The sequence below is a fragment of the Kitasatospora sp. NPDC004240 genome, from assembly GCF_053603215.1.
Genome location: NZ_JBSGFD010000073.1, coordinates 1 through 25126, shown reverse-complemented (window position 1 = coordinate 25126; position 25126 = coordinate 1). Strand labels below are relative to the sequence as shown.

Here is a 25126-nt window from a genome sequence, read left to right as displayed (position 1 = left end):
CACCCAGTCTTCGGAGCCCGGTTGCACGGCACTTGCACCCGACTTGCGCCGCCCCGACCGGCCCCGCCCGGCCGGGCACCGGGCGGCTTCGGGGTGAGGAACGGCACCGGGCGGCCTCAGGTCGCGGTGTTGTACGGGTGGGCCCAGCCGGTGGTGGCGCGGTCGCCCCGGGTGAAGACGGCGGCGCCGGTGCGTCCCGCCGACGGGTCGTCGGGGTGCGGGGGCGGGTAGGGGAGGTCGAGGGCCTCGCCGGTGCAGGTGTGGCGTGCGGTGGCGGTCCCGTTCCAGGTGACGGCGCTCGCTCCGCGGGGGGCCAGTACGCGGGCCCGGTCGGGGTGGAGGGTGATCTCGGTGCCGGTGGTGCGGGAGGAGAGGAGGGTGCGGTAGTCGGCCTGGGTGAGGCGGCAGGTGCTGGGCGCCGTGGTGCCGGGCCAGTCGGGGGAGTCGATGCCGCGGGCGCGGGCGGCCTGCCACATGGTGGGGACGAGGGCGTGGGTGTGGGCGGGGGTGGCCATCTGTTCGCACATCCACAGCAGCCGGCCGGCGCCGCGCGAGGGGCCGAGGGTGCGCCAGCGGATGCGCTGGGCGAGGTCGGCGGCGGTGACGGCGGTCCAGGGGTGGACGGTGGCGAAGGGGCCCTGGGCGCCGAGCCAGGCGAGGTAGCGCTGGGCGTCGTCGAGGACCGGTGCCATGGAGTCGGCGGGGATGCCGCGGATATAGGCGGGCCGGCCGCGGAAGGCGCGCGGTGCGCGGGCGACGAGGAGCAGGACGGCGCGGGCGAGGTCGCCCGCGACCGGCTGACGGTCCTCCTCCTCGTCCTGGTCCGCGTCGGGCCCGGCCCTGTCGGGTTGGCCGAGGGTGCGCAGGACGTTGTGGAGCTCGGCCTTGGCGCGGTCGGTGAAGGGAGCTTGTTCGAGGGCGGGCAGGCGGGTGGCGAGGGTGGTGATGAGGGTGTCCTCCGCGGTGTCCGGGTCGGTGGGGACGGGGAGGTGGGCGGTGGCGTCGGCAAGGGTGGAGGCGAGGTCGGCGTCGACCATGAAGCGGCTGGTGAGGCGGCCGAGTTCGGTGGCCTCGATGCGGTCGTCGCCGACGCCGTCGGGGTCGGGGGTGCGGGTGAGGTAGCCGGTGTCGGTGAGGAAGTCGGTGGCGTCGTGGAGGGGGTCGAAGGGGTGGTGCCCCTGGTGGAAGGCGAAGGTGCCCTTCCACCAGTTCTCGGCCTGGGTGACGGTGGCGAGGCGGTTCTGGACGGCCTCGGCGAGGAGGTGGTCGGGCAGGCGGTCGCGGATGCGGGAGGTGACGGTGTATCCGGCGGCGAGGCGGGCCTGCCAGTGGTGGCGCTCGCTGGGGGCGGTGAGCAGGTAGGCGTGGCCTTCGCGCTCGCCCGCGCCGATGCGGCCCGCGCGGCCGAACATCTGCTGGACCATGGACACGTCGATACGGCTCATGCCGATCTGGGTGTCGCGGACGATGACGGCACGGGCGGGGAGGTTGACGCCGGCGGCGACGGTGGAGGTGGCGACGAGGACGTCGGCCTCGCGGGTGCGGAAGGCCTGTTCGGCTTCGCGCTTGTGGGGCCAGTCGCGGTAGTGCAGGCGCACGCCGGCCTTGGTGCACAACCGCTCCACCAGGTCGCTGTCGTCCACGTCGGCGCCGGTGGTGTCGACGCCACGGTCGTGGGCCAGGGCGAGGGCGGTGGTGCGCACGGAGCGTTTGCTGCCGCAGAACACCAGGACGCTGCCGCCGCCGGTGGTGTGGTGGCGGGCGAGGTCGACGGTGTGGCGGGTGCGGGTCCGGTTGCGGGTGGCCCAGTCCGGCGCGTCCGCGTCGATCGGCATCGCCGGTAGCTGCCAGGTCAGCCGGGTGGGACGCCAGGGCGAGCGGATCAGGCGGGCGCCGAGCCATTCGGCGAGCTGGTCGGCGTTGGCGACGGTCGCGGACAGGCCCACGATCCGCACCCGGGCGGCGTCCTCGCGCACCCGGGCGAGGAGTGCCTCCAGGACCGGGCCGCGGACCGGGTCGCCGAGCAGGTGGATCTCGTCGACGACCAGGCAGCCGACCTCCAGGAGCGCGGCACGCAGGGAGCCGGCCCGGCAGATCGCCTCGAACTTCTCGGTGGTGGCCACCCACAGGTCGGCGCCGCGGATGAGGTCGGTGTCGACCGCGGCCTCGCCGGTCAGGCGCACCACCCGCAGCCCGGCGCGGCGCCAGGCGGCGAGGTCGCGGTCGAGTTCGTCGGTCAGGGAGCGCTGGGGGACGAGCCAGGCGGCCTTGCGGCCCCGCTCGTGGGCGGTGAGGGCGGCGACCATGCCGATCGCGGTCTTGCCGGCGCCGGTCGGGGCGACGACCATCACGTGCTCGTCGCCGTCGATGACGGCGGGGACGGTGGCGGCCTGGACCGGGTTGAACGCCGGGTGCGGCAGCAGCGCCTGCCACGCCTCGGGGACCAGGTCCCCGACGGGCACGAACGCCTCGACGTCACCGGCGGGCAGGTCGTCCAGGGCGTCCCACTGGGCGGCGAACGCGTCCCGGGCCGCGTACGCGGCGGGGCCGGCGGCCGGTGTCACCGCGCCGCCCGTCCAGGCGGCGAGCTCGACGGGCGCGCCGAGGTCGGACACCGTGGTCACGACCTCGTCCTCCACCCAGTGCGCGGCGGTGCGCACCCGGGCGCCGAGGCCGGTCAGGGTGTGGCGCAGGCTGTCGTAGCGCTCCCCCGCCGGGACGATGACCCGTACGTCGTCGGCCGCGCGCAGCACCCGCTCGGTCGGGGTCCGGGCCGGGTCGGTGATCTTGCCCCACCACAGCGCCCGGGTCTCCTCCTGCGCGGGCAGGGGCAGGTCCTCGGGCCACTGCGGCGCCGCCGGGGCGGGTGCGGGTACGGGTTCGCGGGAGGGGTGGGGCAGGCGGATCGCGGTGACCGTCACGCCGGGCCCGGTCGGGCAGGGTCCGGTGTCGAGGCCGGCCAGCAGGCGTGCCGCGGCGCGGACCGTCAGCGTGGGGGCGGCCTTCGCGCGCCGGGGCACGGGGGCGGTGGGCGTGGCCGAGGTGGTGGGGCGCAGGAGCTTGTCGTAGGTCTTCGCGCCGAGGTCGGCGAGCGTGTACGCGCGGGGGCAGGCGGGGCAGACCACGGCGACGTACCGGTACTGGCGGCCGCCGGACTCGTACGGGCGGCGCAGCGAGTGCAGCACTCCGTCGCAGTCGGGGCACGGGCGGGGCACCTGCTCCTGGTAGGCCCAGCCCGGTTCGGTGAACCGCTGCAGCAGCCCTTCGTCCGGCAGGTCGCTCCCCCACCTGTCGCGGACGAGCTGGGGAACCGTCAGTTCGCTGGCCTCGGCGTCTGTTTCGTGCACGGTGCTCACTCTGTCAGCCGAGGCCGCACCCGTACCAGAGGGGCCGCGTCGAGGGCGCCGTGGTGGCGCGGGCACGGCCGACCGGGTGCCGCCCCGCCCGGGCCCCGGGGGTCGGGGCCCGGGCCCCCGGGTGTCAGCGGAAGGCGGCGATGTGTTCGTGGGCCCAGTCGTCGAAGGTGAGCGGGGCGCGGCCGATGAGGGAGCGGACGGAGGGCCGCTGGGCGAGGGTCCAGTCGACGAGTTCGGCGTAGTGGTCGGCGTACTGCTCCAGGGCGTAGAGGGTGACGTCGATGGCGCCGTCGGGCCAGCCGTCGCGCTGCCAGGCGGCGCGGCCCTCGGCCGGGGTGAGCTCGACGGCCGTCAGGTCGCGGCCGAGGGCGGCGGCGATGCTGCGGATGCGCGAGCGGGTGCCGAGCGGCAGGCCGACCGCCTCCAGGACCGTCCCGGTGTGGTCGTCGCGGGTCAGCGCGGCGCACGCCACGGCCGCGAGGTCCTCCTCGTGGATGAAGGGGTAGTGGCCCCGGTCGAGGAGCGCCTCGCGGACCGTGCCCTCGGCCCGGACGCTCGCGGGCCAGTCGGAGCCGGTGGCCGGGTAGCCGCCTTCGAGGGCGGCCCCCATCACGGCCGACGGGCGCAGGTGCGTCCAGAGCAGCCCGGACGCCTCGACGGCCCGCTCGATCGCCAGCCAGTGCCAGCTCTCCGGCGGGTACGCCGCCTCGTACTCCGATCCGTGCGAGGAGAGCAGGACGACCTTGCGCACGCCCGCGTCGCGGGCCAGGGCCAGGGCGTCCGGGACGGTGTCGGGGTGCGCGCCGGCGAGCAGGAGGGCGTCGACGTCGTCGAAGGCGCGGGCGTTCTCCCGGGGCCGGGTGACGGAGCCCGTGACCACCTCGGCGCCGGTGGGCCAGCCCTCGCACTGTCCCGGTTCGGCGAGTACGCGCACCCGGTGGCCCAGGGCGAGCAGTTGGCGTGCCAACCGGCGGCCGACGAGAGCGGTCGGGCTGCTGCCCTCGCGCTTGCAGGGGGCGACGGCGGTCAGCAGGTAGCGGCTCGCGGCCGCCGTCGAGGGTGCGTGTACGGAGTCGTCCACGGCAAGACCTTTCCACGGTGGGCGGAGATCTTGCACCTGGGCCACCGGCCGAGGCTGCGGATCGAGATGCGCCGAGCGTAACACCGCCCGCCGTCCAACCGGCCTCCCCCGCCGGGAACTTGCCACCGCATGCCGGGAGGGCACCGTCCCGTCGGGAGCGGCCCACCGGGTAGTGGCCGGTCTGCGGGACCAGGCGGGTCGCCCGCCGGCCGGTCCTCCTGGGAGGCGGTGGGAGGCGGTGAAGGCCGCCGGCCTCCCGCACGCCTCGGCGCCGGGCTCCTCCGCGAGCGGCGGCGGTTCCTCCGAGCGCCGCCGCACCGCCGACGGTTCGCGGCGCAGCGCCGGTGCGGGCGGCAGGCAGGTGCGGGTCGAGCCGGGCCGGGTACGGCATCGCGAACACCGTTGGGCGCGGCGGGGGCGGGGTTCACCTGCACGGGTGAGTGGGCCGGTCGGTCGCCGGCCCGGAGGGTGCCGTCCCGGCCGGGGTGCGCGGCGCTCCGCGCTCCTCCCCGTGGTCCGGTGTGCCGGTTCGCCGCGCGGGTGATGCCGCACGGCCGAGCGGGTGACCTTCCGCGTGTGTCGGCGCGGCGGCGGCGTCGGTGTGTGCGAACGCTGGAAGGGCGGTGCCCCCGGGGTACCGGCCGTCTTGTCGCCGACCCCTCGGGGAGTGTGTTCCGCCATGTCCGTCTCCCACCGGCTCCTGCAGTTACTCCTCGCCCTCGCCTGCGGCACCGGCCTGTGGGCCGCCACGGCGCCCCATGCGCAGGCCGCCCCGGGCAGGCCCGACGCCGCGGCGTTCGCTCCCGCGGATGCCGTCACCGGGGTCCTGGAGGCCGGCGGGCGGGGTGTCGACTGGGACCGCATCGCCGCCTGCGAGAGCGGCGGCCGGTGGAACGCCAACACCGGCAACGGCTACTACGGCGGCCTGCAGTTCGACCGGGCCACCTGGCGCGCCAACGGCGGCACCGCCTATGCGTCCCGCGCCGACCTCGCCACCCGCGACCAGCAGATCGCCGTCGCCGAACACCTCGCCGCCCGCCGCGGTCTCGCCCCCTGGCCCCACTGCGGGGCACGCGCCGCCCGCGTCACCGGCCCGCACACCGCGCCGGCGCCGCGCTCCACCCCCGCACCGCGGTCCACCCCGGCACCGCGTCCCGCCCGCCCGCGGCCGCCCGTCGCGGAGCCGGCCGTCGCCGAGCCGAACGCGGCCGCCGACCACGGCGCCGCGGACGGTTCCACCGTCGTGGTCCAGGACGGCGACACCCTCGACTCCATCGCCCGGACCCTGCGGGTCGCCGGCGGCTGGCCCGCCCTCTACCGGGACAACCACGACACCATCGGCAACGACCCCGACCTCATCCTGCCCGGTCAGACCCTCCGGCTCCTCTGACGTCCCTGACGCCCCGCCCTGTACCGGGGCCGCGATCGGCAGCGGCGCGGTGCCGCACGCCCCCGCCGAAGTGTCCGGCCCCGCCGAAGTGTCCGGTCCGACGAGGTCGGTCGGTCAGTGGGTGGCGTCGAGCCGGGCGCGCTGGTCGGCCGTCAGGGTGAGGTCGACGGCGGCGAGGCTCTCGTCCAGCTGGGCCACCGAGGAGGCGCCGACCAGTGGGATGACGGGGATCTCCCCGCCGATCAGCCAGGCCAGCACCACCTGGTTGACGGTGGCCCCGGTCTCGGCGGCCACCTCGGTCAGCGCGGCGCGCCGGGCGGGGGTGCCCGCGTGGTCGAAGACCGCGCCGAGCGGCTTGTCCGCCCGGACGTAGCCACCGCCGAGCAGCGGCGAGTACGCCACCAGGGCGAGCGAGGGGTTCTCACGGACGTAGCTGAGCAGCTCGCCCGTGACCACGCCCTGGTCGCCGTCGACGGTGAGCGCGCCCGGCAGGTCGGCCCGGCGGCGGAGGTAGCTGTGGCTGTACTGGAGCACCTCGTAGCCGGGCAGTGCGGCCGCCGCCGCGAGGTTGCGGGCCCGTTCGACCCGCCAGGTCCAGTGGTTGCTGACGCCCAGCAGACCCACGGTCCCCTCGTTCACCAGTGCGCCGAAGGCCTCGACCGTCTCGGCGAGCGGTACCCGGGTGTCCTCGACGTGCGCGTACAGCAGGTCGAGCTTCTCGACGCCGAGGCGCTGCCGGCTCCGTTCGGACTGCTCGCGGATCGTCCTGGCCGACAGGCCCTCGCGGTTGTCCACGTAGCCGGTGCCGGGGGCGAGCGGGCGGGCGCCGAGCTTGGTGGCGATCACCACCTCGTCGGTGATGCCCCGGCTGCGGCGCCAGCGGCCGAGGAGTTCCTCGCTGGCGCCGCCCTGGCTGCCGTCGATCCAGTAGGCGTAGTTGTTGGAGGTGTCGATGAAGGTGCCCCCGGCCTCGACGTAGCGGTCCAGGACGGCGAACGAGGTGGGCTCGTCGGTCAGGGTGCCCATCAGCATGGCGCCGAGGCTGAGGACGCTGACCTCGCGGCGGGTCTTCGGGTCGGTGCCGATCGTGCGGTACTGCATGTCGCATCTCCTCTCGCGGGCCGCCGACTGCGGTCCGCGGGAGGTAGCTTGGATGCTGGAGTGCACTCGAAGTCAAATGGTCCAGACCGCTGGCCGAGGGCCGCGGCGGCCGTCCTGCGCGGTGGCCGCCGCGGCCCTCGGTCGGCCGGTGGTCAGCCGATCGTGGTGAGGCGGAAGGTCTGGGCGGGGCCGCCGGTGCAGTCCCACTGCTGGAGGCGGGCGCCGTCGGCGGTGGACACGTCCGTCACGTCCAGGCACTTGCCGCTGTTCCGGTTGACCAGGGTGTACGTGCCGTCGGCCTGCCGGACGGGCTTGAACTGCTGGTTGGTGCCGCCGCTCCACTGCCAGGTCTGGATCTTCGCGCCGTTGGCGGTGGACACGTCGGTGACGTCGAGGGCCTGGCCGGCCGTCCTGCGGTTCAGGATGCGGTAGTAGCCGCTGTCGGTGGCGGTGAACCGCCACTGCTGGTTGGTGCCGGTGCCGCAGCTCCACTGCTGGACGGCGCTGCCGTTGGTGGTGCCGGCGTCGTCCACGCACTTGCCGGAGTTGGTGTTGGCGAGGGTGTACCAGGCGGCGGTGTCGACCGGGCCGCCGGTGGTCGGGCCGGACGTCGGGCTGGGGGTGCCGGTGGGGGTGCCGGGCCAGGTGAAGGTGGCGACGGCGCCGGCCGGCAGGTCGTAGGTCAGGGAGCGGCCGTTCTCGCTGATGGAGAAGCGCTGGGCGGAGGGGGTGGCGTTCAGCACGACGTCGCCGCGCGAGCCGTCGGGGTTGAGGAACGCGACGTTCTGCAGCCCGCCGCCGCCCTGGCCGGTGGAGCCGATCCGGTGCGCGCCCGGCTGGGCGAACTTGGCGATGTGGCCGAGCACGTAGTACTCGGCGTTCTTGGTGTAGCCGCCGTTCGCGATCTCGACGACACCGTTGCAGGCGGTGCCGCAATGGCCGTACTGCGGGCCGCCGTTGTTGTCGAGCGCCATGTTCCACAGGACGACGCTGCGCCCTCCGGAGCGCAGGTTGCGGATGACCAGGTTCTCGGTCTGCCACTTGAGGGTGTCGGCGAAGGTGTTGGCCCTGTTCGCCGAGTCGGTGCCGGAGCACTCGGTGAACATGACGGCCTTGCCGGTGTTCGCGACCTGCTGCTCGTTCTCGGGGGCGCCGCCGTAGCAGTGGAAGGCCGCGCCCTTGAGGCGGGCGACGTCGCCGGCCCGGGAGAGCACGGTGAGCGGGAAGTTCGGGTGGTCCCAGTTGTGGTCGTAGGCGAAGACGTTGGTGGGCAGGCCCGCGGCGGTGAGCCTGGCGTCGAGGACCCTGATGAAGTCGGCCTGCTGCTCGGCGGTCATCCCCATCGACGGGTAACTCGTCTGGAATTCCGGCTCGTTGGCGACGGTGAGGTCGGTGATCGGGGCGCCCGCGCTGCCGTAGGCCTGGATCGCCCTGACCAGGTAGTCGGCGTAGTCGCCGTAGTTCTGGGGCTTGAGGCTGCCGCCGCTCAGCGAGTTGCCGTCCTTCATCCAGGCGGGCGCGGACCACGGGGTGCCCATGATGCGGATGCCGGGGTTGATCGCGCGGGCCTGGTTGATCGTGGGCAGGATCTCCCGCTGGTCGCGGGCGATGCTGAAGGAGCCCTTGACGTCCTCGTACGAATAGAAGGGCTGCTGGGCGACGAAGTCGGAGGCGCCGAGCGGCTGGCGCAGGTAGTCCAGGCCGATGCCGCTGCCGGGGTTGAAGAGTTCGTTCATCAGGGTGGTCCGGGTGCCCGAGGGCAGGCCGGCGATCAGATGGGCGGCGGATTCGGTGAGGGAGGCGCCGAAGCCGACCAGGGGCTGCTGGACGTCGCCGGCGTTGACCGCGATGTCGGTGCCCTGCGGACCGGCGGAGGAGAACGCGACGTCGCCGACGCGGGCGAGCCTGCTGGAGCCGTCCGCGGTGGTGATCCAGACCTGGGCGGTGGTGTCGGCGGCCTGTGCGGTGGTGCCGACCGTGGCCAGTCCGGTACCGGCCAGGACGAGCGCGGCCGCGGCCGCGGCGAGCCGGTTGCGGGGGGTACGGGTGCTGCGGGCGGCACGGGGGGTACGGGTGCTGCGGGGGGTACGGGTGGCGCGGGATCGATGCGCTCCGTGCATGGTGGGGCTCCTGACGGGGTGTGGGGGATGGGGCGCCGGCCCCGGGCGGTGACCGTCCGGCGGACGGCCGGCGTGATGCCGCGGGCCGCGGCGTCACGTCCCTCCGCGTGGGGGCGGTGGGGCCGGGACGGGCGCCCGGGTGAAACAAGATGTAACAAATCGGTTTGATTCTCCCGGTGGGTCATAGGAAACGGCCCGGGTTGACGTAGTGTCAAGTCTTGAAGCTTCATAATTGGGCGGACTTTGACCTGACGGCAGCCAGTCGGGCCTGAAACAAAAGGGTGAAACATATGGGTAGGCCGAGGTCATCGAAGGCGACGGTGCGGGACATCGCCACCGCGGCCGGCGTCTCCATCGCGACCGTGTCGCGGGTGATCAACGGCCAGGCGAGCGTGGCCGCGGAAACCCGCGAGGCGGTCGAGTCGGCGATGGCACGCCTCGGCGCCCCCCGGGCCCGGCCCCGCTCCGGACGGCCGGGGCGCGATGTGCTCGTGCGCTGCCCCTACCTGCTGACCGACTACTTCGGGATCATCGTCTCCGCGGTCGCCGAGACCCTGGCGCTGCACGGCCGGCAGGTGATCCTCGACGCCGGCGACGCCGTACGCGAGGAGGAGGTGCTCGCCGGGCTCCCGGACCGCGCCCACCTGGGCGGGGCGATCCTGATCCTCCCGCCCGAGCCGGCCCGCGAGCTCCAGGCCCTGCGCCGCCGGGACTTCCCCTTCGTGGTGATCGACCCCCGCACCCCCCTGCCGCGCGACACCGCCGCCGTCTCCGCCGCGCACTTCTCCGGCGCCCGCAGCGTCACCGCCCACCTGGTCGCCCTGGGGCACCGGCGCATCGGCATGATCGGCGGCCCCGGGGACTGGCTCGCCAGCCGGGCCCGCACCGCCGGGCACGCCTCCGCCCTCGCCGAGGTCGGCCTGCTGCCCTCCCCCGAGCTGTACCGCAGCATCGAACCGACCTCCGACTGGGGCCACAGCGCCGCGGCCGAACTCCTCGACCTGCCCCGACGACCCACCGCGCTGGTGGCCTTCAACGACAAGACCGCCGTCGGCGCCCTGCGCGCGGCCTACGAGCGCGGCCTGCGGGTGCCCGAGGACCTGTCGATCGCGGGCTTCGACGACGTCTACCTCAGCAGCAGCACCGTCCCCATGCTCACCACCGTCCGCCAGCCCCTCGGGGAGCTCGGCCGCATGGCCGTCAGCCTGCTGATGCGCCTGATGGAGGGCCACGCCGTCGAGACCCTGCACGTCGAACTCGCCACCGAGCTGATCACCCGCGGATCGACGGGCCCCGCACCCTCCGTGTGACCGCCCCGGCCGCGCGACGGCGGTCGGGGCACCCCGGGGCGGGATCGGCCGGCTCACCCCGACAGCCGTCGCCCCTCGTTCGACGAACCTCCCGGTCGACCCGGCCGTGGTGCCGCGGTCACACGTCCCGCCGGCGGACGACCACCACGGTGACGATCACGGCGACCAGCGGCCACAGGGCGAACGCCAGCCACGAGTCCGCGACCGTCGGCAGGGCCGCGTTCTCCCGGGGACTCAGCATCGAGAGGCAGCTGCGCCAGTCGTAGAAGGGGAACAGGTTGTACACCTCGTTCGCCCACTGGTGGACGCTCGGTTTGAAGAAGCCCGGTAGGACAACCAGGACCGCGCAGGCCGTGACGACGGCGCCCGCGGTGTGCCGCAGCAGGGCCCCGATGCCCAGGCCGACCAGCGCCGACACCGGCGCCAGCAGTGCGTTCGCCAGCAGCACCCGTGCGACGCCGGGGTCGTCCACGGCGAGGCCGATGCCGCGGCCGGACAGGACGGCCTGGCTCACCCCGAACGTTCCGAGCGATACGACCGTCCCGACGGCGAGCATCACCACCGCGAGAACGGCCACCTTGGCGGCCACCACGGGGTGGCGCCTCGGTACGGCGGTCAGGGTCGTACGGATCAGGCCGCTGGCGTACTCGCCGACGATCGCCAGGGCTCCCACACTGCCCGCACCGATCATGAGCAGGGATACGCCGGCGCCGCTGAGCGCCTCGCTCATCGGGTCGTAGTGCGCCCGCTGCTGCGGTCCGAACTCCGGCCAGTTCCGGTAGGTGTCGAGGCTGCTCTGCGTGGCGAGCCCGATCAGGACGAGCACGCCGAGCCCCAGCAGCCAGCGGGTGGAGGGCAGGGACCACAACTTGATCCACTCGGCGGCGAGGAGGTCGCGGAACCGGGCGCGGGGTTCCACCCCGGCCCCGGCGGTCACGGCCGACGGCGAGGGTGCGGCCATCGGCGGTGTGGCCGGCGAGGGTGCGGCCATCGGCGGTGTGGCCGGCGAGGGTGTGCCCGTCGGCGGTGTGGCCGGCGAGGGTGCGGTCGGCGGGGTCATCGGCGCTCACCCGCCAGGTAGTCGGCGTGGCCGGCGGTGAGTTCCATGAAGGCGTCCTCCAGTGACGCGGAGCCGGGCGCGAGCTCGTGCAGCAGGATGCGGTGGCGGAGGGCGAGCTCGCCGATGCGGGCGGCGGGCAGCCCGGTGACCGTGAGGGACTCCCGCCCGCCGGACCGGACGACGGCACCCTCAGCGGTCAGTGCGGCCGTGAGCCGGGCCGGTTCGGGGGTGCGTACGGTGACGCGGGCACGGGTGCCGCGCATCGCGAACTCGGTGACGGTCTCCTGGGCGATCAGCTCGCCACGGCCGATGACGACGAGGCAGTCGGCCGTGTTCTCCATCTCGCTCATCAGATGGCTGGAGACGAGGACCGTACGTCCTTCGGCGGCCAGCCTCCGGAACATGCCGCGCACCCACCGGACGCCCTCCGAGTCCAGGCCGTTGACGGGCTCGTCGAACAACAGCACCGGCGGATCGCCCAGGAGGGCGGTCGCGATACCGAGCCGCTGCCGCATGCCGAGGGAGAACCCGCCGGCCCGACGGCGTGCCGCACCGGCCAGCCCGACCTCCTCCAGCACCTCCCGCACCCGTCGGCGCGGCAGCCCGTTGCTGCGGGCGAGCGCGGCGAGGTGCGCCGCGGCGCTGCGGCCGGGGTGAACGTCGCCCGCGTCGAGCAGTGCGCCGGCGTGGTGCAGTCCGGCGCGGTGCCGGGTGAACGGGCGCCCGTCGATGGTGGCGGTCCCGGCGGTGGGCCGGTTCAGGCCGAGGATCATGCGCAAAGTGGTGCTCTTGCCGGCGCCGTTCGGGCCGAGGAACCCGGTGACCTGTCCGGGTCGCACCGTGAAGGTGAGGTCGTTGACGGCGAGGACGTCGCCGTAGCGCTTGGTCAATCCGTTGACTTCGATCACCCGGCCAATAGTGCGGCGGTCCGGGCCGGCCCGGCATCGGCCCGTCGGCATGAATCGGCGGTGCGGCACTGTCCTTTGGGTATACACCCGCAGTCTGATGCCGGCGGACGGAACGCTGCCTACGATCGACGGATGCCCGGGACCACGCCCCACCAGCCCCCCTCGACGCTGTCGCGGCCACAGCCACCGCCACCGCCGCTTCCGCCGGTGCAACGGATTCCGCGGGGCGCACGGAGCGCGCTCGCCTGGTGCGCCGTGGCCGCGACGGCCCTGCTGCTGTACGCCACGATGGCGGGCGGCACGGTGGCAGGCGACACGATGGCAGGCGGCACGGTGGCGGTCGGTGGCGGCGACTCGCAAGGCGCACCCCTGGCGGCCGCGACGGTCGCGATGGCGTTACCCCTGCGGTGGGCACGGCGCCGACCGGGCCCCGTGCTGGCGGCGATCCTGACCGAGGTGGCCGCGGCCGCGGCACTGGCGCTACGGATCGCGCAGACCTGGCCCCTCCTCCTGGCGGCGGCCCTCCTGGCCGGACTCGTCGCGGCCACGCCCGCGCGAAGGGCCCGCACCGCCGCGACGGCCGCCACCCTCGCCGTCCTGGAGACGGTCCTGCAGGTGGACCTCTTCCGGGACGGCGGCTGGAGCCGCGTGCTCGCCCCCGGCTTCCTCGGGCTGACGGCGTTCGTCGCACTGGCCGTCCTGTCCTCCTCACTGGCCGGCACGGCCGTCCGCCAGCGCCGCGAGTACGGCAAGGCGCTGCGCGCGCAGGCCGCCGTCCAGGCGGTCACGGCCGAACGGCTGCGCATCGCAAGGGAGTTGCACGACATGGTCGCGCACGGTATCGGCGTCATCGCCATCCAGGCCGGCGCGGGCCACCGCGTCATCGACGACGAGCCGCAGCAGGCACGCGCCGCGTTGGCCTCCATCGAGACCACCAGCCGCGAGACCCTGAGAGGACTGCGCGGCATGCTCGACCTGCTCCGCCGGACGGACCCGGAGCGGCCGGACGACGAGGGCCCCTCACCGTCGCCGTTCGTCGGCCTCTCGGACATCGACCGGCTGGTCGCGACGACGGCGCACGCCGGGGTCGAGGTGAGGGTCCGGCGCTACGGGAAACAACGCGGGCTGCCGGCCGCCGTGGACCGCTCCGCCTTCCGGATCATCCAGGAGTCGGTGACCAACGTGGTGCGGCACGCGGGCACCCATCACTGCGACGTGTCCATCGACTACCGGCCCGAGGAACTGCGCATCACCGTCCTGGACCACGGACGGCCCACCTCGACCCCGGCCGACGGACCCGGCTACGGGATCCGGGGCATGCGCGAGCGGGTCGCCCTCCTCGACGGCCGGTTCACCGCCGGGCCGCGACCGGAAGGCGGCTTCCACGTCATCGCGTGCCTGCCCCTGCCCGCCGAAGGGGCCGACGCGCGATGACGATCCGCGTCGTACTCGCCGACGACCAGCCACTGGTCCGCGCCGGGCTGCGCATGGTCATCGACGGCGCCGCGGACATCGACGTCGTCGGGGAGGCCGGGAACGGGACCCAAGCGGTCCGCCTGGGCAGGGACCTTCGCCCCGACGTGTTCGTCATGGACATCCGCATGCCCGCCATGGACGGCATCGAGGCCACCCAGATGATCACGGCCGAGCTCCCGGCGACCCGTGTCGTCATCCTCACCACCTTCGACGACGACACCAACGTCTACGGAGCCCTGCGCGCCGGTGCGAGCGGATTCCTCGTCAAGGACATGGCCCTGGAGGACATCCTCACGGCCATCCGGGTGGTCGCCGCCGGCGACGCCCTCATCACGCCGAGCGTCACCCGCCGCCTCATCGGGGAGTTCGCCGGCCGCCCCGAACCCGCCCCTCCCCTCGCCGGACCGGCCGCCATCACCGCGAGGGAACGCGAGGTCCTCACCCTCGTCGGCCGTGGCATGTCCAACGGCGAACTCGCGGCCCGGCTCCACATCACCCCCGGCACGGCCAAGGCCCACGTCGCCAGCCTGCGCTCCAAGCTCGGGGCGCGCGACAGGGTCCAGCTCGTCATCATCGCCTACGAGACGGGACTGGTGTCGCCGTCCCGGCCGTGAGCGGCCGCGTCTCCGGCCGTGGTGCCCGGTCACCGGCCGTTCGGCCGGGGATGCCGTGCTGTCGTGGATCCGCCCGGGCCGTCGTCGCGGTGACGCCGGTCCGAACGGCTCCGGGAGCCGCCGGTACCGCCACTCCTTCGAGCCGCCGCGTCCTGTGCGGGTGACGGTGTGCCGCCCTCCGGCACGCGTCCCGCCGCACATCACCCGGACGGCCTCCGCTGTGGCGGGGGTGGCCGGGTGCGCCGACACTGGGCCGGACGGGAGCGGCACGGATCGACTTCGACGGGAGAGCGGATCATGCGGACGAACACGGTGCTCCGCGGCGTCGGCGTGGTGGTCGGCCTGGTCCTGATCGCCTGCGCGTTCGTGCTCGCGTTCTTCATCACGCCCACCTACGTGGCCCGGCTGCCCGACGACGCCGACGTCACGCGCTCCTACACCGGCACCTTCAAGACCCTCCTCGACGCCGAGGAGGTGGCGAAGGGCAACCTGCTCTCCGCCGTCAAGCGGGACGTCCCGCTGACCGTCGAGCGGACCGTCAAGGTGCTGGACACCTCGGACGGCGCCGCCCTGGTCAGCGACAGCCGCACGACGAACGCCGCGGGCCGCCCGGTGGAGAAGACCACCTGGCAGTACGCCGTGGACCGCAAGACCCTCGAACCGGTCACCGACCACCCGTCGGACTGGTCGGTCGTCGACGCCCAGGGCCTGACGGTGAGCTGGCCGATCGGCGCGAAGAAGCAGACGTACACCGGATGGCGGCCGGAGACCGGGACCACGACCCCGCTGACGTACACGCGCACCGAGAACAGGTCCGGCGTCAGCACCTACGTGTACGAGGCGAGCCTGCCCCCCACCCGGATCACCGACGCCCAGGTGCTCGCCGGACTCCCACCGGCCGTCCCGAAGAGCACCCTGGCGCTGGTCGCCGGGGCCGGGGCCATCCCGGCGGAGACGCAGCGGAAGCTGGCCGTACTGCTGCCGACGCTGCCCGACCCGGTGCCGCTGACCTACACGCTGCAGAGCGCCGACACGTTCTGGATCGAGCCGGAGACCGGCATCGTGGTCGACACCCAGCGCGCCCAGCAGCGCACGGCCGGGGTCGTCGACCCGGGCGACGGCGCCTTCGTCCCGCTGCTGCCGGTCTCCGACGTGTCGTACCGGCAGACGGCCGAATCGGTGAAGGCCGCCGCGGACGACGCCGATGACGGCCGGGACGTGATCTCGGCCCTCGACACCATCCTGCCCGTCGTGCTGGGCGTGGTCGGCGCGATCCTGCTGGCCGTCTCCCTCCTCGTCCGGCGCCGGGACACCCGCGGCGGTGCGCCGACCGGACCGGCCGCGCCGGGTGCTCCGGGCGCACCTGGCGCGCCGGGTGGTCCGAGTACGCCGGCCGGGCCGGGGGCGACGTGACGTAACGGCCGCGCGCCGAACCGGGCTCCACCGACGGGACGGGCGCAGCGCCGCCGGGACGCATGCGATGCGGGCTCCGAACGAGCACGGCGGCAGGGACGGCACGGGCCCGGTGCGCTTCTGCGCACCGGGCCCGGCCTGTTGGTAGCGGGGACAGGATTTGAACCTGCGACCTCTGGGTTATGAGCCCAGCGAGCTACCGAGCTGCTCCACCCCGCGTCGGTGAACCCGACTCTACGGCACGACACCCGTACGAAGCGAATTCGTTTCCCTCCTACCCGGTGCTCGCGATTCCGGGCGTGGTCCCGTCGGCGGGATCGGCCCGCACGGTGACCGGCTGGCGTCGGCACCATGCGCCTGGAGGCATCCCACCCGGCACGGCCCGAACACGTGCTGGTGGCGACCGGCAGCACCGTCGTCCACACGAACCGCTGGTTGACCGTGCGCGAGGACAGGACCGTGCGGCACGACGGTGTCGAGGGCGTCTACGGCTTGGTGGAGAAGCCGGACTTCGCGCTCGTCGTCCCGTACGCCGACGGCGGTTTCCATCTCGTCGAGCAGTACCGGTATGCGGGTCGAAGGTCGCTACCGGGAGTTCCCGCAAGGCTCTTGGGAGGAGAAGCCGGATGCGGACCCACTCGCCCTCGCCCGCGGTGAACTCGCCGAGAAGACCGGGCTGAGCGCCGGCACCATGACACCGCTGGGGCACCTGTTCTCGGCGTACGGGTACTGCGACCAGGGCCTCCACGTCCTTCTCGCCACGGACCTCACGGCCGGCGAGGCCGGCCTCGTTCCAGCGCCATCGGGCCGAGCACGGTGGACAACCGGCGTGTTGATCGCACTGTGAGGGGTGGTCACTCCGGTGGTGACCAGGGGGCGGTGCGCAGGTCGGAGACGCTGCGGCGGGTGCGGTGGCCGGCCGGTTCCGCGGCGGCCCTTCCGAGCGCGATCATGGAGACGATCGCCCATCCCGGGCCCGGGCGCAGTTCCCGGGTGAGGCCGTCCAGGTCGAAGGCCCGGAACTGGCGGGCGGCGAGTCCCAGGGCCTGGGCCTGGACGGTCAGGTGGGCGACGGCCTGGCCCAGGTCGTAGTCGGCGAACTCCGAGTATGTCATCAGGGTGTCGTCGACGTGGCGGCGCGTCAGCGTGACGACGAGCAGGCCCGCGTCGGTCGCCCAGCGGGCCGAGCTGGGGGCGAGGTGGGGCACGACGCTCTCGTGCTCCGGTTCACCGGGCCGGGTCGTGAAGAAGCCCCAGGGCTGGGAGTTGCCGGCGGAGGGCGCCCATCGGGCCGCTTCCAGCAGCAGGCCCAGGGTGTGGTCGTCGACGGCGGCCGACGGGTCGAACGCCAGGGGGCTGAACCGTCCCGCCAGCAGGGGGTGGATGCCGCTGGGCCGTTCCGGTTCATGGTTCACGATCCGCCTCAACCGAACACCGCGCGCACGTATTCCGGCGGGAGGCGGCCCGATGGGAGCCCGCCTACGCCCCGGGGCCCGGTGAGCACGGGCGGGGCCCGGGGCATGACTTTCGGCAGATCCGCGGACGCCGCGTGGTCCGTAGGGTCAGGGGGGTGTGGACGAGCAGGGCGAGTGAGCGATGGGTGGACCGGGGGCTGCTGGCGTCGGCGGCGGTGGCGGTCGGGCTGGGTTCGGTGACGATCTGGTGGGTGGTGGGCGCGATCGCGGCGTCGTTCCTGGCCGGCGTGCGGATGGAGCGGGCCCGGCCGGCGGTGATGACGCTGGGGGTGCTGGTCGCCGCCGGTGTCCTGGCGGTGGTGGCGGTACCGGCGTGGACGGTACGGGGGACGTCGTTCGTGTCCCTGCTGGTCTGCGCCGGGATGGGGCCCTGGATGATGGGCCGGTTCTGGCGGCAGTCGCAGGAGTTGGTACGGGCCGGATGGGAGCGGGCGGAACGGGCCGAGCGCGAACAGCGGCTGGTGGCCGAGCAGGCCCGGCTGCGCGAACGGGCGCGGATCGCGCAGGACATGCACGACGCCCTCGGCCACGACCTGAGCCTGATCGCCCTGCGCGCCGGCGCGCTGAAGCTGGCGCCCGACCTGGCCCCGGCACACCGGGAGGCGGCCCAGGAGATCCGGGCGGGCGCGGCGGCCGCGGTCGAGCGTCTGGGCGAGGTGATCGGCGTCCTGCGCGACGAGACCGACGAGCGCACCGCCCCCGGCCCCGCCGACGCCGGTGTCCCGCAGCTGGTGCAGGAGGCGGCCGCGGCCGGCCTGGACGTGCGGCTGACGCTCACCGGGGAGGCGGACGGTATGCCGCGCCCGGCCGAGCACGCCGCGTACCGGGTGGTCCAGGAGGGGCTGACCAACGCCGCCAAGCACGCTCCGGGCGCGCCGGTCACCGTTCGGGTGACGTACACGGCGGACGGTGCCCACGTCCGGGTGACCAACGACGCGACGCCGGGTGGGCCGGCGGGCGGCCCGGTGGGCGCCCCGGTGGCGGCCGGGGCAGCTGGGGCTGCCAGGGCTGCCAGGGCTGCCAGGGTGGCTGGGCCGGGCAACGGCGGCCGCGGTCTGATCGGTCTGGCCGAGCGGGTCCGCCTGGCGGGCGGCACCTTCGGCCATGGGCCCCGTGCCGGGGACGGGGGCTTCGAGGTGTCCGCCCGCCTCCCGCGCTCCGCCGCCCCGGCCTCCAGTTCCCCCTCCCCCGGGCCCGGGCCGGTGGCCGTCTCGCCGGACCGGGAACTGCGCCACGCCCGCCGCCGGGTGGGCCGGATGGTGGTGGCGGTCGTCCTGGTGCCGCTGGTCACCGCGCTGGCACTGGTCACGGTGCTGCGCGGGTGGACCGTCTACACGGCCGGCCGCGCCGTGCTCGATCCGGCCGACTACGCGTCGCTGCGGGTCGGGCAGGACCGGGCGACGGTGCGCGCGGTCCTGCCCGAGCGTCAGATTCCGTACCATCCCTCCGTGGGCGACCCACCGCCCCGGGGAGAGGGAGTGACGTGCGAGTACTACGCGATGACGGCATCGGCGTTCAACGACGACCGGTCCGGGGACGCGTACCGGCTCTGCTTCCGGGGGGACGTGCTGATCTCCCTGGACGCCCTGGTCGAGTGAGCGCCCGTTGAGCGGCGCAGCGGGGCCGACGCGGCCGGTGGAGCCGGTGCCGTCGGCACAGCTGGTGGAGCCGGTGGGGCCGGTGGAGCCGGTGGGGCGGACCGGGGACGGCGCGCCGATCCGGGTGGTGATCGCGGACGACGAGCCGATGGTGCGCGCGGGCGTGCGGGCCGTTCTGGCGACCGATCCGGGCATCGAGATCGTCGCCGAGACCGGGGACGGCCATGAGGCGGTCGAACTGGTCCGGCGCCACCGCCCGGACGTCGCCGTGCTGGACATCCGGATGCCCGGCGCGGACGGCATCACCGCCGCCGCCGAGATCCGCCGGACGGCCGCCACCACCCCGTCCGGGGCCGTCACCGGGATCGTCATCCTGACGACCTTCGGCGAGGACGACTACATCCTGCGGGCGCTCGGCGGCGGTGCCAACGGGTTCCTGATCAAGTCCGGCGAACCGGAGGAACTGATCGCCGGCGTCCGGGCGGTGGCGGACGGCGCCGCCTACCTCTCACCCAAGGTGGCCGCCCGGGTGGTGGCCCACCTCGCCGCCACCGGGGTGAGCGGTCCGGCCGACCGGCGTGCCGCCGCCCGGGAACGGATCGCCACGCTGACCGCCCGGGAACGGGACGTGCTGGCGCTGGTCGCGGTCGGGCTGTCCAACGGGCAGATCGCCCGCCGGATCGGTGTGGTGGAGGGGACGGTGAAGGCCCACGTCAGCTCCGTCCTGGCGCGGCTGGGGGTGGCCAACCGGGCGGCCGCCGCCGTACTCGCCCACGAAGCCGGACTGACCGCCGACACCCGCGGCTGAGCCGGGGACAGGGGCCTGGCCGACGGCGGGGGCCGGGCCGACGACCGGGGCCGGCGTCAGCAGCAGCGGGCCGAGCAGCCGGACGCCGCCCAGCGTGCCGACCGCCACCGTCGCGGACGGCAGCAGCGCGACGACCACCGCCGCCGTGACCGTGCCGCCGAGCACCGCCCCGGCCGCCACGTCGTGCGGGTAGTGCACACCGGCGGCCACGCGCAGCCCGGCCGTCGCCAGCCCGACCGGGACGACCAGCCACGCCCACCGCGGACGCAGCAGCACCAGGCCGGTGGCCAGTGCGGCGGCCAGGGTCGCGTGGTTGCTGGGGAACGACCAGTCACCGGGCGGCGGGCAGCCGGCGAGGGCGGTGGACGGCAGACCGGACAGGGCGCGGCAGGGCCGCTCCTCGTCGATCACCACCTTCAGCACCTCGCTCGCCCCGTACGCGAGCAGCGTGCCGAGGCCGGTGAGCGCGGTGCCCGCGACCGCGGCGGCCGCCCGGCCACCGCGTGCCGTCCACCAGCGGAACGCCAGCAGCAGGCCCAGCACCAGCAGCCCGGCCTCGGTGGCCGGCCCCGACAGTCCGGCCAGGGCCTGCGGCCCGTCCGCGACGGCACCGGCCACCCGCCGGTAGCCGGCGGCCGACGCACCGGTGACCACCCGAACCGTCCCGTCCGCCCCCTCCCCCGCCGGCGCCAGCCATCCGGCCACGCCCGCACCCGCACCCAGCAGCGCCACCGCCAAGGCCACCCGCACACCCGTCGCCGGGCCGTGACCGACCCCTCTCGTCCTGCCCGCTCTCGTCATGCCCGCTCTCGTCATGCTCGGGACGGTATGAGCGGGAGGTGTGCCGGGACCCGACCCGAAAGGCAGGGTGCGACCTGGACGATCGTCAGGGTTGACGCCGAGGCCCGCAGGTCCTGGAGTAGCGGGCGGACCTGCGGCCGGCCGCCGGACGAAGCCAGGCCGACGCCGGGCGGGGTTCAGTCCGGGTGGGCGTAGCGGTGGAGGGCGTCGATGAGGCCCTCCACCGGGTCGCCGAACGGCGTGCTCCGCCGGTCGGCGTCGAAGCCGCTCTCGGCGAGGAGGAGGTCGGTGAGGGCGTCGGTCAGCTCCTGGGCCTCCGCCTCGTCGGTATTGCCGGGGGCGGCGGGGTGGTGGGAGCTGTCGGGGGCTGCGAGGCCCACGGCTGCTCGGCTCCCTTCGCGACGGCCGTCTCGACAGCCGTGATCTCGGTGCGCGGCTCGCGCGGCGAGGCGGGTTCGGCGGCGTACGTCATGCGGTCCGTCATCGGTTCGTTCCCCCGGTTCTGGCCGCGATCGCGGGAGCGGTCCTGCCGCTGCCGTCACAGGGTCAGCAGGAGGTCCCGGACCTCGGCGGGGCGGGACAGGAACGGGTGGTGGCCGGTGTCGAGTTCGACGACGTGGCCGGCCCGGCTGGCGAACTCGCGTTGCAGGCGAGGCGGGGTGCCGCGGTCGCGGGCGCAGACGAGGTACGTCGAGGGGATCTGCTGCCATGCGGCCGCGCCGACCGGCTGCCCGGTCACCCGTAGGCTCTGCCGGGCGAGGTGGTCCGCCGCCCGCGCCCGGGTCTCGGGGTCGCAGTCCTGGAGGAAGGTGTCCGCGAGCAGTTCGGGGCGGACCCCGAAGGTGCCGGCGTCGGGGTCGACGTCGAGGAACGGGGCGGGGCCTGCGTGGCCGAACTCCGACAGGCTCTGCCCGACCTCGGGCAGGTAACTGGAGACCAGGAGCAGGTGACGTACCGATCCGACGCCCGCGGCGGCCTCCGCGGTGACGATGCCGCCGTAGCTGTGGGCGACCACGACGGCGGGTTCGTCGCCGTCCAGCAGCGCCCGGCGCACCGCGGCGACGTCCTCGGGGAGTCCCGGGCCGTCGGTGCCCGCGGGCGGGCCGGTCTCGCCGCAGCTCGGTAGCGCCGGGGCCACGCTCGGCACCCCTCGTTCCTGGAGGAGTTCGGCGGTGCGGTGCCACCACCACGATCCGTCCCGTACGCACGCCCCGTGCACGAACACGACCCTCATCGCTGCCTCCGGCGTCGGCTGTCCTTCGATCAACGGTAGGCGTAGGGCCGTCCCCGGGCGGCGCGGCACGGGGCACTCCGAAGGATCCGTCAGCCCTCTTGTGGAGCAGGCGACTTCGGCCGGGTCGGCACTACCGGAAGGTCAGGCCGTCGAGGAGTCCGCGGAGGACGTGGTCGCCGGCGGCCGGGTCGGGGGCGGGGGCGTGCTCCGTGATGCCCAGGCCGGCCAGGTGGAAGCGGGCGGTCAGCGCGTGCAGGGCGGTGCGCAGGTGGTCGGGGTGCAGGCCCCCGGGTTCCGGGCAGGACAGGGCGGTGAAGTGCGCGGGGTCCAGCACGTCGAGGTCCAGGTGGATGTAGACGTGGCCGGCCCCCGTAGCGGCCACCGCGGAGAGCAGCCGGTCCGGTTCCCGCAGGGCCTGGACGGAGAGAGTGCGGATCGCCTCGGACTCGATGAGGTCCAGCTCCGCCGGGTCGAGGGCGCGCACCCCCGCGAGCACGAGCCGCCGGGTGGAGAGGCGCTCGTCCGGCCCTGGCAGCAGGGGTGGCGGCCCTTGGCCGAGCAGGGTGCGCAGCACCATTCCGTGGAAGCCTCCCGAAGGTGAGGTGTCGGGGGTGTTGAGGTCCGCGTGGGCGTCGAACCAGACGACCGCCAGGTCGTCGCCGTGGCGGGCAGCGGCGCGGGCGACGGGTGCGAGCTCGATGCCGCAGTCGCCGCCCAGTACGAGCAGGGGGTCATCGCCGCTGCGGGCGAGGGCGGCCCGGGTCGCCTCCAGCGAGCGGGTCAGCACGTCGAGGTGGCGGACGCCGTCCCGGTGGTGTCCGGGGCCGGGGGCGATCTCCACGACGGTGCGCCGGGCCGCGGGGAGCAGCGCGCCCAGTCGGTGCGCGCCCTCGGCCAGCCGTCGCGGCTCGCGTGCGGCCGAGCCCTGCCACTGGGGGATCACGAGGGCGGCGGGGAGGGCGGGCGTTCCTGGCGATGTGTGTGGCACGTTCCCCGTGTGGGCGCAGAAACCCGTCGGCCGTACCGGGGGGTCGCAGTCCTGAATTGATGCATGATCATGCGCCATGGGGAATATGTTCACATCATGGCGATGGGGTCGTCCACCCCGTTTCGAGCGCACCCAAGCCCGGCCGACCACCCGGCGCCGCGAGCCGGGCGCGGCGGACCGCTACCGCTCGGACTCGGGCTCGGGCTCGGGCTCGGGCTCGGGCTCGGCCGCCAGGATGTCCAGCAGGCCGGGGAACCGCTGCTCGATGTCGGCGCGGCGCAGGCCGGCCATCCGGCTGTTGCCCCGGTCGACCTGGCGGATCAGCCCGGCCTCGCGCAGGGTGCGGAAGTGGTACGTGACGGTCGCCTTGGAGACCGGCAGCGCGAAGGAGCTACAGGTGCGCGCATCACCCTCGGGGCCGGCCGCCAGTTCGCGGACCACCCGCCGGCGCAGCGGGTCCGCCAGTGCGGAGAGCACCGCACCGAGCTCGATCTCCCGGACGTCCGGGTGGCCTTCGGCGTCGGGCATCCGCATCCACCTCCCAAGGTACGGATTGCATCGTACCTATGGGTTCGGTAACGTCCAACCCGTCCATTAGGTATGAGGAATCTCGTACCTCTTCACGGGAGGAATCCGCATGACCCAGCCGTTCGCCCTCGTCGGCACCGCCCGCCCCAAGCCCGAACGCGCCGAGGAGTTGAAGCGGCTCCTGCTCTCGTTCGTCGAGCCGACCCGCCGGGAGGAGGGCTGCCTGGAGTACCACTTCCACGAGGACCGCGACGCCCCGGGCGTCTTCGTCTTCTACGAGGCCTGGCGCACCCGGGCCGACCTCGACGCCCACCTCGCGCTCCCCCACATGCGGGCCTTCTGGGAGCGGCGCATGGAGTACCTGGAGAGCGACCTCGACATCCACTACCTCACCATGCACAGCCCCTACCGCTCCGCCCCGGCCCAGAGCTGACCGTCGGCGGGACGGCCCACACCCGGTCGGCCCCGCCCCGCCGGACGGGCCGGCGGGGCGGGCGATCGGCACGGTGCGCGCCGCCGGGCCGCAGTGCGGGGCGGCCCGAAGGGTCAGTCGAGCCGGGCGGAGGCCAGGGTGATCGGGACGCCGGCGAGGGCCTGGCTGACGGGGCAGGTGCGCCCGGCCTCCTCGGCCGCCGCCGCGAAGTCCTCCGCCGACAGGCCCGGCACCGTACCGCGCACGGTCAGAGCGATGCCGGTGATCCCGGTGCCCGGCTCGAAGGTCACCGCGGCCCGCGCCCCCAGCGACTGCGGCGCCGTGCCGGCCTCGGTCAGCCCGTGCGAGAGGGCCATCCCTGATCTTGCAGGGTATCCCCGGCTTTAGCCGGGGAGGGAATGCATCCTTGGCCCGGAGCCGCGAAGCGGCGCAGGTCACTGCATTGGCAGTGGCGTGTACTAGCTTGAACATATCGACCGAGGGGGGGTGGGCCGGATGATTCGTGCGTACAAGTTCCTCATGCGGCCCACCGTGGGCCAGCAGCAGGCGTTGTCCGACATGCTCAAGGACCACTGCTCGCTCTACAACGGCGCATTGCAGGAGCGCCGCGACGCCTACCGTCACATCTCGAGGACGAGCATCAAGTACGGGACGCAGTCCGCTCAGCTGAAGGAGATCCGGGCGTTCGACCCGGAGCGTCAGGGCCGTTGGTCGTTCTCCTCGCAGCAGGCGACGCTTCGCCGTCTGGACAAGGCGTTCGCGGCGTTCTTTTGCCGGGTCAAGTCCGGTGAGACGCCCGGCTACCCCCGGTTTCGGGGGGTGAACTGGTTCCACACGGTGGACTTCCCCAAGGACGGCGACGGCTGCCGCTGGGATGCCACCCCGCACGACCCGGTGACCCGCGTCCGGTTCCAGGGTGTCGGGCACGTCAAGGTCAACCGGCACTGCCCGGTGGTCGGCAAGGTCAAGACCGTCAGCGTCAAGCGCGAGGGCAAGCGCTGGTACGTCATCCTCACCGCCGAACAGGCGCAGCCCGAGCCGCTGCCCGCGACCGGGTCCGTGGTCGGTGTCGACATGGGCATAGCCCACTTCCTCGCCAACTCCAACGGCGGGTTCGTGCCCAACCCCCCGCCACGGCCGGAAGGCCGCTGCGAAGCTCGAAGTCGCGCAGCAGGCCCTGTCCCGGTTCCCCCGTGTGCGGCGGGACAAGCGCACCGGCAACCACCGACGCGCCGTTCAGCGCGTCGGCGACCTGCACCGCAAGGTCCGCCGCCAGCGCCTCGACCACGCCCACAAGACCGCGCTCGGACTGGTCCGTGAGCATGACTTCATCGCGTACGAAGACCTCAAGATCCGCAACATGGTCAAGGCCCCCGTACCGACGCCCGACCCCGACCGGCCGGGCACGTTCCTGCCCAACGGCGCGGCGGCC

21 protein-coding genes, 1 tRNA gene and 2 pseudogenes are annotated in these 25126 nt (G+C 74.3%); 11 read left to right on the top strand and 13 right to left on the bottom strand.

The genetic code is table 11. The annotated features are described in order from the left end of the window. Nucleotides 1-116: 116 nt before the first annotated feature. Together ACWEQL_RS20995 and ACWEQL_RS20990 are read right to left on the bottom strand one after the other, a co-directional pair. Nucleotides 117-3347, bottom strand: coding sequence for a DEAD/DEAH box helicase (locus ACWEQL_RS20995; RefSeq protein ID WP_452151787.1), 3231 nt, complete (start codon nucleotides 3345-3347; stop codon nucleotides 117-119). A 133-nt stretch (nucleotides 3348-3480) separates the two neighbouring features. After that, complete coding sequence (locus ACWEQL_RS20990; RefSeq protein WP_452151786.1) at nucleotides 3481-4437, bottom strand: NAD(P)H-binding protein; 957 nt, start codon at nucleotides 4435-4437, stop codon at nucleotides 3481-3483. A gap of 679 nt (nucleotides 4438-5116) precedes the next feature. Here ACWEQL_RS20990 and ACWEQL_RS20985 point away from each other — a divergent pair. Beyond that, nucleotides 5117-5827, top strand: a complete 711-nt coding sequence (locus ACWEQL_RS20985; RefSeq protein WP_452151785.1) for a transglycosylase family protein — start codon at nucleotides 5117-5119, stop codon at nucleotides 5825-5827. A 114-nt stretch (nucleotides 5828-5941) separates the two neighbouring features. On the opposite strand, the gene ACWEQL_RS20980 is transcribed toward ACWEQL_RS20985, so the two are convergent. Both ACWEQL_RS20980 and ACWEQL_RS20975 read right to left on the bottom strand, forming a co-directional pair. Beyond that, nucleotides 5942-6928, bottom strand: a complete 987-nt coding sequence (locus ACWEQL_RS20980; protein ID WP_452151784.1) for an aldo/keto reductase — start codon at nucleotides 6926-6928, stop codon at nucleotides 5942-5944. Between the two features lie 152 nt (nucleotides 6929-7080). After that, the gene (locus tag ACWEQL_RS20975; RefSeq protein ID WP_452151783.1) at nucleotides 7081-9048 is read right to left on the bottom strand and encodes an RICIN domain-containing protein; all 1968 of its coding nucleotides are present in this window, start codon (nucleotides 9046-9048) and stop codon (nucleotides 7081-7083) included. 290 nt (nucleotides 9049-9338) lie between these two features. On the opposite strand from ACWEQL_RS20975, the gene ACWEQL_RS20970 reads away from it, so the two are divergent. Further along, a complete protein-coding gene (locus tag ACWEQL_RS20970; RefSeq protein WP_452151782.1) occupies nucleotides 9339-10358 on the top strand; it encodes a LacI family DNA-binding transcriptional regulator in 1020 nt (339 codons plus the stop codon). Nucleotides 10359-10476: 118 nt separating this feature from the next. Here the strand turns inward: ACWEQL_RS20970 and ACWEQL_RS20965 are convergent, their stop codons facing one another. Both ACWEQL_RS20965 and ACWEQL_RS20960 read right to left on the bottom strand, forming a co-directional pair. Continuing rightward, nucleotides 10477-11349, bottom strand: coding sequence for an ABC transporter permease subunit (locus ACWEQL_RS20965; protein WP_452151781.1), 873 nt, complete (start codon nucleotides 11347-11349; stop codon nucleotides 10477-10479). Nucleotides 11350-11414: 65 nt separating this feature from the next. After that, on the bottom strand, nucleotides 11415-12326 hold the full coding sequence (locus ACWEQL_RS20960; RefSeq protein ID WP_452151780.1) for an ABC transporter ATP-binding protein: 912 nt from the start codon (nucleotides 12324-12326) through the stop codon (nucleotides 11415-11417). A 255-nt stretch (nucleotides 12327-12581) separates the two neighbouring features. On the opposite strand from ACWEQL_RS20960, the gene ACWEQL_RS20955 reads away from it, so the two are divergent. The 3 genes from ACWEQL_RS20955 to ACWEQL_RS20945 all read left to right on the top strand — a co-directional run bounded on the left by ACWEQL_RS20955 (nucleotide 12582) and on the right by ACWEQL_RS20945 (nucleotide 15829). After that, on the top strand, nucleotides 12582-13760 hold the full coding sequence (locus ACWEQL_RS20955; protein ID WP_452151779.1) for a sensor histidine kinase: 1179 nt from the start codon (nucleotides 12582-12584) through the stop codon (nucleotides 13758-13760). Continuing rightward, the gene (locus ACWEQL_RS20950) at nucleotides 13757-14416 is read left to right on the top strand and encodes a response regulator (RefSeq protein ID WP_452151778.1); all 660 of its coding nucleotides are present in this window, start codon (nucleotides 13757-13759) and stop codon (nucleotides 14414-14416) included. The genes ACWEQL_RS20955 and ACWEQL_RS20950 overlap by 4 nt, the downstream gene beginning before the upstream one ends. 297 nt (nucleotides 14417-14713) lie before the next feature. Further along, a complete protein-coding gene (locus ACWEQL_RS20945; RefSeq protein WP_452151777.1) occupies nucleotides 14714-15829 on the top strand; it encodes a porin PorA family protein in 1116 nt (371 codons plus the stop codon). A 142-nt stretch (nucleotides 15830-15971) separates the two neighbouring features. Here ACWEQL_RS20945 and ACWEQL_RS20940 read toward each other — a convergent pair. Continuing rightward, nucleotides 15972-16048, bottom strand: a tRNA-Met gene (locus ACWEQL_RS20940). A 349-nt stretch (nucleotides 16049-16397) separates the two neighbouring features. Here ACWEQL_RS20940 and ACWEQL_RS20935 point away from each other — a divergent pair. Beyond that, on the top strand, nucleotides 16398-16676 hold the full coding sequence (locus tag ACWEQL_RS20935) for a hypothetical protein (protein WP_452151776.1): 279 nt from the start codon (nucleotides 16398-16400) through the stop codon (nucleotides 16674-16676). Between the two features lie 7 nt (nucleotides 16677-16683). Here the strand turns inward: ACWEQL_RS20935 and ACWEQL_RS20930 are convergent, their stop codons facing one another. Beyond that, nucleotides 16684-17244, bottom strand: coding sequence for a nitroreductase family protein (locus tag ACWEQL_RS20930; RefSeq protein WP_452151775.1), 561 nt, complete (start codon nucleotides 17242-17244; stop codon nucleotides 16684-16686). Nucleotides 17245-17399: 155 nt separating this feature from the next. Here ACWEQL_RS20930 and ACWEQL_RS20925 point away from each other — a divergent pair, with 155 nt between their 5' ends. The 3 genes from ACWEQL_RS20925 (at nucleotide 17400) to ACWEQL_RS20915 (ending at nucleotide 20338) form a co-directional block, all read left to right on the top strand. Next, nucleotides 17400-18902 carry a sensor histidine kinase gene (locus ACWEQL_RS20925; RefSeq protein ID WP_452151774.1) on the top strand — a complete coding sequence of 501 codons (1503 nt, stop codon included), beginning with the start codon at nucleotides 17400-17402 and terminating at the stop codon, nucleotides 18900-18902. A 148-nt stretch (nucleotides 18903-19050) separates the two neighbouring features. Further along, on the top strand, nucleotides 19051-19710 hold the full coding sequence (locus ACWEQL_RS20920) for a response regulator (protein WP_452151802.1): 660 nt from the start codon (nucleotides 19051-19053) through the stop codon (nucleotides 19708-19710). 313 nt (nucleotides 19711-20023) lie between these two features. Further along, on the top strand, nucleotides 20024-20338 hold the full coding sequence (locus ACWEQL_RS20915) for a hypothetical protein (protein WP_452151773.1): 315 nt from the start codon (nucleotides 20024-20026) through the stop codon (nucleotides 20336-20338). Between the two features lie 349 nt (nucleotides 20339-20687). Here the strand turns inward: ACWEQL_RS20915 and ACWEQL_RS20910 are convergent, their stop codons facing one another. From ACWEQL_RS20910 to ACWEQL_RS20895, 4 genes are all read right to left on the bottom strand, one after another. Beyond that, entirely contained in the window at nucleotides 20688-20891 is a 204-nt protein-coding gene (locus ACWEQL_RS20910) for a hypothetical protein (RefSeq protein ID WP_452151772.1), read from the bottom strand. Nucleotides 20892-21049: 158 nt separating this feature from the next. After that, nucleotides 21050-21745: an alpha/beta fold hydrolase gene (locus ACWEQL_RS20905; protein WP_452151771.1), complete on the bottom strand. Its 696-nt coding sequence runs from the start codon at nucleotides 21743-21745 to the stop codon at nucleotides 21050-21052. 130 nt (nucleotides 21746-21875) lie between these two features. Further along, nucleotides 21876-22733: an arginase family protein gene (locus tag ACWEQL_RS20900; protein WP_452151770.1), complete on the bottom strand. Its 858-nt coding sequence runs from the start codon at nucleotides 22731-22733 to the stop codon at nucleotides 21876-21878. A gap of 180 nt (nucleotides 22734-22913) precedes the next feature. Continuing rightward, on the bottom strand, nucleotides 22914-23261 hold the full coding sequence (locus ACWEQL_RS20895) for an ArsR/SmtB family transcription factor (RefSeq protein WP_452151769.1): 348 nt from the start codon (nucleotides 23259-23261) through the stop codon (nucleotides 22914-22916). A gap of 109 nt (nucleotides 23262-23370) precedes the next feature. Between ACWEQL_RS20895 and ACWEQL_RS20890 the strand changes: the two genes are divergently transcribed. After that, on the top strand, nucleotides 23371-23694 hold the full coding sequence (locus ACWEQL_RS20890) for a putative quinol monooxygenase (RefSeq protein ID WP_452151768.1): 324 nt from the start codon (nucleotides 23371-23373) through the stop codon (nucleotides 23692-23694). A 113-nt stretch (nucleotides 23695-23807) separates the two neighbouring features. Here the strand turns inward: ACWEQL_RS20890 and ACWEQL_RS20885 are convergent. Beyond that, nucleotides 23808-24050, bottom strand: a pseudogene (locus ACWEQL_RS20885) (OsmC family protein); the annotation flags it as partial. Between the two features lie 139 nt (nucleotides 24051-24189). On the opposite strand from ACWEQL_RS20885, the pseudogene ACWEQL_RS20880 reads away from it, so the two are divergent. Then, nucleotides 24190-25126: pseudogene (locus tag ACWEQL_RS20880) on the top strand (RNA-guided endonuclease InsQ/TnpB family protein); the annotation flags it as partial.